A 12,633-nucleotide genomic window follows, 5' to 3' on the forward strand; every position below is an offset into this window, starting at 1 on the left:
CTATTCTTCATTTAGCCATGTTCTAATCAATTGAGCTACTATGTCTGGTTTTTGCTTAATAAACTTCTCAATTTGCTTTTTCTTTTCATCTCTTTCGTCATGTACTTCTATATCCTCTAAAGGCTCAACCATAGATATGGCTTCTTCTAATTTTGCAGAAGGCACAGCAAGTTTGCTTCTCTTTTTCATAGCATAGAAGACACCTCCAGCTAAAGCCAATGCACCTAATACGATAAGCCATACATATGGGAATGACTGTTTCCCATTATTTTTCATTTGATTCAATAAATCGTTGTTAAATTTTATTCCCATAACCGAGACAGATACGTTCTTACCTCCAGCGGCATTTGAAACAAGATCTGTAAGCTGCTGTTTCATAGCTGGAGTCAAATTACTGTTGTTTACTACTACGCTTAAAGATATGTTTTGTATTTTACCTTGTGCTGAAGTTAACGTCGTCTTTATCTGATTTATCTCATAATTTATGGTCGTATCTGTCTTGCTATAACTTGAATTTCCATTATTTTGAGTGGTATATGTAGTGCTGCCTGGTGGATTGTTTGTCGCAGTACCGGCTGGTGCTCCATTGCTGGAACCATTGGCTATCTCTTTTATTGTCTGTGTGCTTCTTATAATCCCATTGTTGTCAATCACTGGCTGCCATTCTACTTTGTCTTGCACCTGTTTATCAAAATTCAAGTTTACACTGGCTCTAACTATGACATTTCCTGGCCCAAAAACTTGTTCTAAAAGGGACTGAATATTATTTTGTAAATCATTTTGTACTTTCATTTGAAGGGCATACTGCGAACTTGCCCCATCAAGTGAACTGTCATTTTGAGCTACCAACACTTTCCCATTTCCATCAATAATCGTAACTTTGTCAGGACTTAATCCTTGAACGCTTTTAGATACAAAGTTTGTTATTCCGTTTATCTGCTGATTTGTCAATGTGACGCCGGGTTTTAATTGCAGCATAACTGCTGCTGTCGAAGAATTGTCGCTATTAGACAGCACAAAATTACTCTGATCTGGTACGACTATATTCACTTTCGCGTCCTGTACACCATCTATTGTCTTCAATGTATTTTGTATTTCATTTTGGACAAAATATATGTACTTCTCTCTTCTCTCTTGATCCGTAGTAGCTAATGAATTATTCATTGCATCGCTAAAGCTAAAACCATCTTGTGGTATCCCTTCTGTTGCAAGTTGCATTCTCGCCTCATCTTTGTACTGGGCAGGCACTAATATTGTGCTGCCATCTCCTTCAATTTTATAGGGTATTTTCAATTCGTTTTTCAATTTGTCGACTACAGTACCTGCATCTTTTGTACTTAAACCAGAATACAAAACTTCGTAATTAGGCCTATTTAAAATGTACAGAAGCAGTGCAATACTTCCTATTAATAATAATGCAATAATACCTATTTGAATTTTTTGCTTTTTATCAAACTTATTCCAAAAATTGTCTATCTGCTCACGTATGTTATTTATAAAAACGGGCATTAATTCACCTCATCTCAAAGCATTTTAAACTGGCATTCTCATTATCTCCTGGTAGGCATCAAGTATCTTATTTTTAATCTGAATAGTAAGCTCCAATGCTATATCGGCTTTGGTAGCATCAATCATCACATTGTGTATATTATTGATGTCACCTGTTACTAACATTTGATCATCCTGCTGCGCTTTAAGTTGCAAATTATTCACATCTGAAATAGCTGTTTTTAAAATATCTCCAAAAGAAGAAGCGTTACTTGTTGCGCTTGAAGTACCAACACTACCAACAGCACTTATCTGGGAAATAGGATTTATCATAATCAACCACCTAAGCCTTTCCAATTTCTAATGCTTTTTCTATCATGGATTTGGTTGAATTAACTGCAGTCACATTGGCTTCATATGCCCTTGTAGCAGAGATCATATCAACCATTTCAGAAACGATGTTTACATTAGGATAATTAACGTATCCAGTGCTATCTGCATCAGGATTACCCGGATCATACACGCGGTTAAAAGGCGTCTTGTTGTCCTCCTCAATAGATACGACTTCAACACCATTTCCAACTGTTGATGAACCTCTTGCAGCATTTAACATATCGCTAAAGCTATTTTGATTATCAATTTCTTTTAAAACCACAAGCTTCCTTCTATAAGGACCGCCATTAGACGTCCTCGTTGTATCTACATTTGCGATGTTTTGAGAAATGACATCCATTCTAAGCCTCTCAGCCGTAAGGCCTGTAGCGCTTATATCAATAGAATTTAAAAATCCCACCGTTAATTACCTCCATCTTTTATCGCTGTAAGTAGAGAATTCAATTCACCACTGACTCTTTGATCCAACGCATCATAATAAAGCTGATTTTTTGCAAGATTCGACATTTCTACATCAATATCAACATTATTGCCATCTAACCTCATAGATGTACTATTATCCTGAACAATTTGCGGTTCAATATTGTCTATGGATGTCGAATTAATAGGTATATGATTTTTATCCGTAACAAAACCGGCTAATTTATTAGAATTTATAGCATCATTTAAAATGCTTTCAAAATTCACATCAGATCTTTTAAAACCTGGGGTATCCACATTGGCTATATTATTCGATATGACTTCATTTCTAAGCTCTGAAGCATCTAAGGCTTTACTCATAAGATCTACTGTATTAAAGTTGATTCCCAGCATTTATATTCCTCCATTTCAATAATACTATTATTCGACATAAAATTGCATTTTCCTTCAAAAAATATTCAAAAAAGTAGATTATTTTGACATAAAAGCTATGTTATAAATAATGAAAGAAATATATGTCAGTATTTATCAAATTTTGTCAAAATATATTATATCACTGGATGATTTTAAAGACCATAAGAAAAAAGTCCTAAATTTACTTAGGACTTTTTTCGCATTATCTTTTTAATTTTTTAAGCTCATCTATAAGTTTATCATTCAAAATTTTTATGTGGGTTCCTTTCATTCCTAACGATCTGGATTCAATAACACCAGCACTTTCAAATTTTCTCAAAGCATTAACAATCACAGACCTTGTTATCCCGACTTTATCGGCAATCTTGCTGGCTACAAGCAAACCTTCGTTTCCATCCAACTCTTCAAATATGTGAATCACAGCTTCTAATTCTGAATAAGATAATGTTGCCAAAGCCATCTGTACTACTGTGCGTTTCCTTTCATCTTCCTCCATTTCATAATTCTTAGATCTTAATATTTCTAATCCTATGACTGTTGCACCGTATTCAGCTAAAATAATATCATCATCAGTAAATTTATCTCCTACTCTTAAAAGCATTAAGGTGCCCAGTCTATTTCCTCCACCAAAAACAGGAACTATAGTTTCAAAAACATCGCCTTTTTTTATAAGCATGGCTTTGCTTTCTTTAGTCAAATTTACAGACGTTTCTGCTATCTTTAAAAGCTCATCATTAAAATCTTCTGAAAGCTGCATCCCTTTGACTATCGATTCATCTATATCTCCCACAAATTTCTCCATATTTTTCCCTAAGAGCTTGCCTCTCCTGCTTACTATAAAGACATCGCAGTTGATAACATCCTTCAGTATCTCAGACAATTCATTAAAATCAACTGGCTGAACACCTGTCTTTTGAAGTACCTTATTTACCTTTCTAATTTTCTCTAATAGTATCCCCATTATTATCCTCCTCTTAAAGTATGTATTTGTTAACATCAAATTTGCTTAAATTATCTTTTAGCTGTTCATTGATATAATTCTTATCGATAATCACTTTGCCACCAGTTATGTCAGGAGCTTCAAACGATAGCTTTTCAAAAAGCTTCTCCATTACCGTGTGTAACCGTCTTGCACCTATATCTTCAGATTGTTGATTTATTATATAAGCAATTTCTGCAATCCTATCTATTCCATCATCTGTGTATTCAACTTCTACCCCTTCAGTGCTCAGTAATGCCGCATACTGTTTTGTCAGTGCATTTTTAGGCTCCTTCAAAATCCTTATGAAATCTTCTTTAGTTAGAGGTTTAAGCTCCACTCTTACAGGAAATCTTCCTTGTAGCTCAGGAATTAAGTCACTTACCTTAGACACATTAAATGCACCTGCAGCTATAAAAAGAATGTAATCCGTTTTAACAGGACCGTATTTTGTCATAACCGTGCTGCCTTCCACTATAGGCAATATATCCCTTTGAACTCCTTCTCTAGATACATCTGGACCATTAGTGTATCCGCTTCCAGCAATTTTGTCAATTTCATCTATAAAGATTATTCCATCTTGTTCTGTTCTCCTGATGGCCTCATCGATAACTTCATCCATATCAATCAAACTTTGGGCTTCTTCAGATTCTAAAATTTTCTTCGCTTCACCTATAGGAACTTTTTTATACTTCTTTTTTTTAGGTAAAATATCAGCAAACATATCCTGCAAATTGATATTCATTTCTTCTGCACCTATATTTGAATACATTTCTAAGATAGGTGAGGAAGAATCTGTTATCTCAATCTCAATTATCCTATCGTTTAATTCTCCGCTTCTAATTTTTTCTCTTAATTGCTCTTTTTGCATTCTTATTTCTTGCCCATCATCATCGTGAGTATCCTCATCGCCTTGTGCATTAAACAAAAACTCAAACGGATTTTTCTGTCTTTTGCTTTTTCTGCCATTTATCAAGTAATCTAATATTCTCTCTTCTGCAAGCTCTTTTGCCCTTAACATGACATTTTGCATCTTCTCCTGCTTAACCATCCGAATGGCCGACTCAAGCAGATCTCGTATCATCGACTCTACATCTCGTCCAACATAACCGACTTCTGTAAACTTAGTAGCCTCAACTTTAACAAAAGGAGCTTCGATAAGTTTTGCAATTCTTCGTGCTATTTCCGTTTTTCCTACGCCTGTAGGTCCAATCATCAAAATATTTTTAGGCGTTATTTCATCCTTTATTTCATCTGGTAGCAAATTTCTGCGATATCTATTCCTAAGTGCTACAGCCACAGATCTTTTTGCTAAATCTTGACCAACTATATATTTATCAAGTGCATCGACAATTTCTTTTGGAGTATAATTCTTCATGCTAAGTCCCTCCTTACAAGCTTTCTACTGTTATATGATCGTTTGTATATACGCAAATTTGAGATGCAATCTCAAGGGACTTTCTCGCGATTTCATCTACCGGCAAATCTGTATTGTACCTTAGGGCAAGTGCTGCCGACATTGCAAAATTTCCACCGGAACCAATCGCAATTACATCGTTATCTGGCTCAATCACTTCGCCATTGCCAGAAATGACTAAGGTGACATTTTTATCTGCTGCAATTAAAAGTGCCTCTAACTTTTTTAGAATTTTGTCTTTTCTCCATTCCTGTGCAAGCTCAACAGCAGCTCTTTTTAAATTTCCACCATATTGCTCTAACTTTTCTTCAAACATTTCAGATAAAGTAAATGCATCAGCTACTGATCCAGCGAAACCAATCAACACCTCATCATTGTACAACCTTCTGATCTTCTTAGCTCCGTGTTTTAAAATTGTATTTTCACCAAATGTTACTTGCCCATCACCAGCCATTGAAACTTTATTGCCGCGTCTTACGGCAACTATAGTAGTACCTTTAAACAAACTTTCACCCCCCAAAAAACAATATAATATTAACACAAAATTTATAACATTTCAATAATATTTCAAAATTTTTTATATATTTAAATTACTTTACATAATCACAATTACTGCATTTGATAATCTTTCGCCCTTTTGAATACTTCTCAACAAGCAAGGCCCCACATTTGGGACATGTTTCTGATATAGGTCTATCCCAAAACATAGTGCCACAATTGGAGGAATTTTCACATGCGTAATAAATCTTACCTTTTTTGCTTTTCTTGATGATTATTTTGCCTCCACATTTAGGACATGTAACACCAATTTCTTCGTACAATGGTTTAGTATTTTTACACTCTGGAAATCCCGGACAAGCTAAAAATTTACCATAACGGCCGTATTTTATAACCATATTTCTGCCGCAGAATTCGCATTTAATATCAGTTTCTTCATCTTTTATTTCAATATCTTTCATTTGTTCTTCTGCTATCTTTAGTGAATCATTAAAACCATTGTAAAATTCATCGATGACATCACACCACTTTTCAATTCCTTCTTCTATTCTGTCCAGTTGCTCCTCCATTTGAGCTGTAAATTTTACATCTACTATGTCTGGAAAGAACTCTTTCATTACATCTGTTACAATGAATCCCAATTCCGTAGGTTTAAGATTTTTCTTTTCTTTTATCACATATCCTCGCTCTAACAATGTAGATATTATAGGAGCGTAAGTGCTTGGCCTTCCTATACCTTTTTCTTCAAGCTCTTTTATCAGTGTAGCTTCAGTATATCTTGCAGGTGGCTGCGTAAAATGCTGCTCTGGCTTTAGTTCTTTTAATTTCAAAAAATCTCCGCTATTAAGCATTGGAAGCATCTTATCTTCATTTTCATTTTCCTCATCATCTGTGTAAACCGCCATAAAACCAGCAAACTTAATTTTAGAGCCACTTGCCTTAAACACATAATTTTTATTAATAATATCAACATTCATCGTATCATATAAGGCCGGTGACATTTGACTTGCCAAAAATCTGCTCCAAATCAATTTATACAATTTATATTGATCTGGCTTTAAGGAATCCTTAATTTTTTCAGGGTCTAAATCTATATATGTAGGTCTTATAGCTTCATGAGCATCTTGAACATTCCCTCCCTTTTTTGAATATGTAGCATTTGGATTTGCATATTCCTTTCCGTATTTCCGCAATATATACTCATAGGCTGCTTTTTTAGCTTCATCTGAAACTCTTGTCGAGTCTGTTCTCATGTAAGTTATTAATCCGAGGCTGCCTTCACCTTTTATTTCTACACCTTCATAAAGTTGCTGTGCAATCATCATGGTCTTTTTCGCAGTAAAACCCAATGTTTTTGAGGCTTCTTGTTGCATTGTGCTTGTTATGAAAGGAGGCGAAGGATTTCTCTTTTTCGTACCTATTTTAACATTTTCTACTACATAATCGTCTGTCAAATCTTCTACTATTTTATTTACATCATTCTCATTTTTTAACTCTACTTTTCCATCTTTTGTACCATAAAATTTTGCTTCAAAAGACTGTGACTTTTTTTCTTTATACAAATACGCCGATATGCTCCAGTACTCCTCCGGTTTAAAATCCTCAATTTCCTTTTCTCTATCACAAATCAATCTTGTTGCTACTGATTGAACTCTACCTGCACTCAAGCCTCTCTTTATTTTTTTCCAGAGCAAAGGACTTATATTATAACCTACAAGTCTATCTAAAATTCGCCTAGCCTGCTGTGCGTCAACCAAATTCATATCTATCTTCCTTGGATTTTTAATGGCATTCTGAATGGCATTTTTTGTTATCTCATGGAACTCTATCCTGCATTTTTCATTAATATCAATATTCAATAAACTTGCCAAATGCCATGATATAGCTTCCCCTTCCCTATCCGGGTCCGTTGCAAGGTAAATTTTCGATGCATTTTTTGCCTCTTTTTTTAACTTCTCGATTATCGGTCCTTTTCCACGAATCGTTATGTATTTTGGTTCAAAATTTTTTTCAATATCTATCCCAAGCTGACTTTTAGGCAAATCCCTTATATGCCCCATAGATGCTTCGACCTTATAATTTTTGCCTAAATATTTATGTATTGTTTTAGCCTTAGAAGGCGATTCTACTATTACCAAAGATTTTTCCATTTTGATACCTCCAAAACAATTATTAATTATATCAAATTGTCTTATTAATTAAAACTCTTTTCATATTTATTTCCAGGTAACCTGACAATAAGCCCTTTAATCGTCAGTGATGATAAAAGATAATTGACTTTAGATATAGGAAATTTAGTTATCTCCACAATTTCTTCTATATCTCTCGGGCATTCTGATATTATAGCGTACAGTTTTTGTTCTTCACTGCTTAGTGTATTTACGAATCGCTCATTTATTCTTGTTTTTATATCTTCTCTAAAATTATACTCATCAAGTATATCGCTGACACTTGCGACTAACTTTGCACCTTGCTTTATTAGTCCGTTTGTGCCTTGGCTGTAAGCACTTGTAATAATACCTGGAACAGCAAAAACATCTCTTCCCTGTTCCAATGCAAATTTAGCAGTAATCAAAGAACCGCTTTTAACACCCGCCTCGACAACTAATACGCCTAGTGACAAGCCGCTTATTATCCTGTTTCTAGCAGGAAAATTGCCAGCTACAGGAAGATAATCAAGCGGATATTCAGATACAACAGCACCTTTAGAAATTATTTCTTCCATCAATTTTTTATTTTCTTCAGGATATGCTATATTTACCCCGCACCCAAGTACTGCAATTGTCCTTCCTCCAGCTTTTATAGCGCCTTTATGAGCTTGACTGTCGATTCCTCTAGCCATTCCACTTATTATAGTAAACCCATGCTTCGATAATTCGTATGAAAATTTTTCAGACATCGATTTGCCGTACGATGTAGCATTTCTTGAACCAACTATGGCAATTGACATATCATCAGATTCAGTAATATTACCTTTTACATATAAAACTGGAGGCGCATCGTATATTTCTCGAAGTAGCTTTGGGTATTCATCATCATCTATCAATAGAACTTTTACTTTTTCTTTATGTAGCCTTTCTGCGTATTTGTACGGTTCAATTTTTTTCGCTTCTATTATACTGTTTAAAATTCTTCCATTACTAACCACTTGTTTTATATCTTCCAAGCTTGACTTATATACATTTTCTGCATTTCCAAAGTAATCCACAAGTTTTTTAAAAGTCTTTGAACCTACGCCATTAATTGAACTAAGCCAAACAGAAAATACTTTATTCCTATCCATTATTGCACCTCAAATATATATTTAAACATTATCATTATAATAATAAAAAATAAAAAATAAAAGCAGGTATTTTATATATTTTTGTCGAATAAGTATAAGTTGGGTGATAAAATGGTGAAACAATTTTTTACGATAAAAAGTTTAAAAGAGCACATATACAACTATGGATTCGAAATAGAAGGATGCAAGATAAGCAGTAATGCTTTAAGATGGCTTGAAAAAGAAAAAAATAGATTAAATAACTTAATGAAATACGAAAATGAACTTTACAATTTAGATTATAAGTTGATTGGAGGAATTGACGAAGTAGGGCGAGGACCTTTAGCAGGTCCTGTCGTTGCAGGATGTGTCATACTTCCAAAGCAATCATTTATTCCAGATATTGATGATTCAAAAAAATTAAGCGAGTCAAAAAGAGAACTATTGTCTGAAATAATTAAAAAAAAAGCTATTGCATATGGCATTGGCATAATAGATAATGAACACATTGACAGAATAAACATACTAAACTCCACTTATGAAGCCATGAAAGTGGCGATTTCTAATCTTAATATTAAAGCTGATTTTTTGCTGGTAGACGCAATATCAATACCAGACATTGATATTGCACAAATGCCTATAATAAAAGGTGACGCAAAAAGCATCTCGATTGCAGCTGCATCTATAGTAGCTAAAGTTACAAGGGATAACATAATGAGAAAATACGATGAAATGTATCCACAGTATGGGTTTTGCAAAAACAAAGGTTATGGCACAAAAGAACACATAGAAGCTATAAAGAAATACGGGCCATGCCCAATACATAGAAAAACCTTTTTAAAAAGTATATTAGGTGATTGATTACATGAATAATAAAATATTAGGTAATTTGGGAGAAACAATTGCAGAAAATTATTTAAAAAAATCCGGTTATAATATTGTCTGCAAAAATTTTAGATGCTCTATCGGAGAAATAGATATAATAGCGTTAAATAAAGATAGCCTGATTTTTGTTGAAGTTAAAACAAGGACTTCAACTAAATTCGGCTATCCCAAGGAAGCGGTAACGTACCATAAAAAAAGCAAAATCATTAAAGTCGCGGAAACTTTTTTGGCATTTAACGAAAAATATACAAATCATATTTTTAGATTTGATGTAATTGAGATATTAGTAGATCCAAAAACATTTAAGCTTAACAATATAAATCACATAAAAGACGCATTTACGCTTTAGGTAAAAGTCCCATCTTATCCTTAACTTTATTTACAGTTGCCTTTGCAATTTCACTAGCTTTTTCAGCACCGTCTTTTAATACTTCATTTATAAAATTTAAATCTAAGTTTCTGTAATTAGATTGTATTTCCTGAAGTCTTTCTACTATGACATCAACCAGTTCTTTCTTTAAGGTTCCATACCCTTGCCCCTTAAACCTTGCTTCCACGTCTTCTATGCTTATGTCGGTAAATGCGCTGTATAGCGTAAGCAAATTGCTTAAACCTGGTTTATTCTCAGGATCATATCTTATCATGTTCTCTGAATCTGTGACTGCCTTCATGATTTTTTTCTTTACCAGAGAAGGTTCATCTAATAAATTTATTTTGCTGTATTGATTTTCGCTGCTTTTGCTCATTTTTTTATCAGGTTCAGTCAAGCTCATTATTCTCGAACCAGTCTTCAAAATCATCGGTTCAGGTATTACAAAAGTATCGCCAAATCTATTGTTAAATCTTATAGCTATATCTCTTGTAAGCTCTAAATGTTGTTTTTGATCATTGCCTACAGGAACAAAATTCGTATCGTATAGCAGGATATCTGCCGCCATCAGATCAGGATACGTGAACAAACCTACAGAAACAGACTCTTTACCTTTGCTTTTCTCTTTAAATTGAGTCATCCTATTTAACTCGCCAAAATATGTCATGCACTGTAGCAACCAAGCAAGTTCTGAATGCTCTTTAACATGTGATTGAACAAAAATAATCACTTTTTTTGGATCAAGGCCTATGGCAAGATAAAGTCCAGCCAGTTCGATGGATTTTTTGCGCAAAGTTTCTGGATCTTGCGGAACCGTCAATGCATGCAAATCCACAATACAAAACAAACAGCTATAATCATCTTGAAGTTTTACAAATTGTCTCATTGCTCCTAAGTAATTGCCAATATGAATATCCCCTGTTGGTTGCACACCTGAAAAAACTCTCTGCATCTTTCACACCTCTTTCAGTTGCTTATGTATTTATTGTTTAAATTTCTATACTGAAATGCTTCTACAACATGTTCATATTTAACATCATGACTTCCTTCTAGATCAGCAATCGTCCTTGCTACTTTCACTATTTTATTATAAGCTCTGGCACTAAGTCCTAATGTGTCAAAGTATTCTTTTATCATATCTGTAGTTTTTTCATCAAGTTTTATGTATTTTTTTATCATATTATTATTTAGCTGAGAATTAAAAAATATACCACTGCCTTTATACCTTTTTAATTGAATCTCTCTTGCCTTTTTTACTCTATTGCGTATCATCTCTGATGTTTCGACATTTGTATCATCATCAAAATATTTTTGCTTGTCGACGCGATTTACTTCCACATGCAAATCGATCCTATCCAATAAAGGACCAGAAATCTTATTTTGATAACGCCTTATTTCATTAGGAGTACATCTACATTCATGAGTATCGTCGCCCAAATAGCCGCAAGGACATGGATTTAATGCGACAACGAGAATTACTTTAGCCGGATACGTAAAAGTGGCATTGACTCGTGATATTGTCACACATTCATCTTCTAACGGTTGCCTAAGCGCTTCAATAGCATCTCTACGAAATTCAGGAAACTCATCAAGAAATAAAACACCGTAATGCGCTAAAGAAACTTCTCCTGGTCGCGGAATCCTGCCACCGCCAACTAAAGAAACTGTTGAAATAGTATGGTGAGGCGCTCGAAAAACCCTGTTTGTCAGGAGTGATACATCTTCAGGCAAAGTCCCTGCTATGCTATGTATTTTTGTAACTTCTAATGCCTCTTCCAAAGTCATCTCTGGAAGTATGGTAGGAAACCTTCTTGCCAACATGGTTTTGCCTGAACCAGGAGGACCTACAAGCATAACATTGTGGCCACCGGCAGCAGCAATTTCAAATGCTCTTTTTGCATTTTCCTGTCCTTTTACATCAGAAAAATCTACATCATAATTTTCTCTTTTGAAAAGCTCATCAATATCGATTTTAATACTGTTGATTACTTTTATACCGTTTATGTAATCAACAACGTCTTTTAATGATTTGACAGGTATAACTTCTACATCTTTTGTTATGGCAGCTTCTTTTGCATTTGCATACGGCAGTATTATCCTTTTAATTCCGTAGAGTCTTGCATCCATAGCCATAGGCAACGCACCTTTAATTGGCCGTAGAGAACCATCAAGTGATAGCTCCCCCAGCAAAACTGTATCATTATCAACAGTTTTAACTTGTCCAGTGCATATAAGTATTCCTACAGCTATCGGCAGATCAAACGATGTGCCTTCTTTTTTAGTATTAGCAGGCGCTAAATTTACTGTTATTTTTTTAACCGGAAATTCGTAGCCACTATTTTTTATAGCAGCTCTTACTCTATCTCTCGATTCTTTTATCTCTGTATCGCCTAATCCGACTATATCAAAAGCAGGAAGCCCATTTGATATATCAATTTCTACATCTACTACATATCCGTCAATGCCTAAGATTGCCATGCTTTTTGTTATAGAAAGCATCAAAAATC

General features: G+C 34.4%; 13 protein-coding genes. 2 read left to right on the forward strand and 11 right to left on the reverse strand.

The genetic code is table 11. The features are described from left to right. From fliF to dprA, 9 genes are all read right to left on the reverse strand, one after another. Entirely contained in the window at positions 1–1,509 is a 1,509-nt protein-coding gene (gene fliF, locus BVF91_RS02715; protein WP_085111986.1) for a flagellar basal-body MS-ring/collar protein FliF, read from the reverse strand. 24 nt (positions 1,510–1,533) lie between these two features. Continuing rightward, the gene (fliE, locus tag BVF91_RS02720; RefSeq protein ID WP_085111987.1) at positions 1,534–1,821 is read right to left on the reverse strand and encodes a flagellar hook-basal body complex protein FliE; all 288 of its coding nucleotides are present in this window, start codon (positions 1,819–1,821) and stop codon (positions 1,534–1,536) included. Positions 1,822–1,831: 10 nt separating this feature from the next. After that, positions 1,832–2,281 (reverse strand): flagellar basal body rod protein FlgC, encoded by a 450-nt coding sequence (flgC, locus tag BVF91_RS02725; protein ID WP_085111988.1) that lies wholly within the window; start codon positions 2,279–2,281, stop codon positions 1,832–1,834. 2 nt (positions 2,282–2,283) lie between these two features. Then, a complete protein-coding gene (flgB, locus tag BVF91_RS02730) occupies positions 2,284–2,694 on the reverse strand; it encodes a flagellar basal body rod protein FlgB (RefSeq protein WP_085111989.1) in 411 nt (136 codons plus the stop codon). Positions 2,695–2,917: 223 nt separating this feature from the next. Next, positions 2,918–3,676, reverse strand: coding sequence for a GTP-sensing pleiotropic transcriptional regulator CodY (codY, locus tag BVF91_RS02735; RefSeq protein WP_085111990.1), 759 nt, complete (start codon positions 3,674–3,676; stop codon positions 2,918–2,920). A 13-nt stretch (positions 3,677–3,689) separates the two neighbouring features. Beyond that, on the reverse strand, positions 3,690–5,072 hold the full coding sequence (gene hslU / locus BVF91_RS02740) for an ATP-dependent protease ATPase subunit HslU (protein ID WP_085111991.1): 1,383 nt from the start codon (positions 5,070–5,072) through the stop codon (positions 3,690–3,692). A 13-nt stretch (positions 5,073–5,085) separates the two neighbouring features. Beyond that, positions 5,086–5,616: an ATP-dependent protease subunit HslV gene (hslV, locus tag BVF91_RS02745; RefSeq protein WP_085111992.1), complete on the reverse strand. Its 531-nt coding sequence runs from the start codon at positions 5,614–5,616 to the stop codon at positions 5,086–5,088. A gap of 85 nt (positions 5,617–5,701) precedes the next feature. After that, complete coding sequence (gene topA, locus BVF91_RS02750) at positions 5,702–7,759, reverse strand: type I DNA topoisomerase (RefSeq protein ID WP_085111993.1); 2,058 nt, start codon at positions 7,757–7,759, stop codon at positions 5,702–5,704. Positions 7,760–7,803: 44 nt separating this feature from the next. Then, positions 7,804–8,892: a DNA-processing protein DprA gene (gene dprA, locus BVF91_RS02755; protein ID WP_085111994.1), complete on the reverse strand. Its 1,089-nt coding sequence runs from the start codon at positions 8,890–8,892 to the stop codon at positions 7,804–7,806. Positions 8,893–9,003: 111 nt separating this feature from the next. Here dprA and rnhB point away from each other — a divergent pair, with 111 nt between their 5' ends. Together rnhB and BVF91_RS02765 are read left to right on the forward strand one after the other, a co-directional pair. Further along, complete coding sequence (gene rnhB, locus BVF91_RS02760) at positions 9,004–9,732, forward strand: ribonuclease HII (protein WP_085111995.1); 729 nt, start codon at positions 9,004–9,006, stop codon at positions 9,730–9,732. Positions 9,733–9,736: 4 nt separating this feature from the next. Continuing rightward, positions 9,737–10,105 carry a YraN family protein gene (locus BVF91_RS02765; RefSeq protein WP_085111996.1) on the forward strand — a complete coding sequence of 123 codons (369 nt, stop codon included), beginning with the start codon at positions 9,737–9,739 and terminating at the stop codon, positions 10,103–10,105. Here the strand turns inward: BVF91_RS02765 and trpS are convergent. Next, positions 10,095–11,078: a tryptophan--tRNA ligase gene (gene trpS / locus BVF91_RS02770; RefSeq protein ID WP_085111997.1), complete on the reverse strand. Its 984-nt coding sequence runs from the start codon at positions 11,076–11,078 to the stop codon at positions 10,095–10,097. The two genes, BVF91_RS02765 and trpS, sit on opposite strands and share 11 nt — an antisense overlap. Before the next feature lie 14 nt (positions 11,079–11,092). Beyond that, on the reverse strand, positions 11,093–12,625 hold the full coding sequence (locus tag BVF91_RS02775) for a YifB family Mg chelatase-like AAA ATPase (RefSeq protein ID WP_085111998.1): 1,533 nt from the start codon (positions 12,623–12,625) through the stop codon (positions 11,093–11,095). Between the last annotated feature and the right edge of the window lie 8 nt (positions 12,626–12,633).

Source organism: Thermoanaerobacterium sp. PSU-2, from assembly GCF_002102475.1.
Taxonomy (GTDB): domain Bacteria; phylum Bacillota; class Thermoanaerobacteria; order Thermoanaerobacterales; family Thermoanaerobacteraceae; genus Thermoanaerobacterium.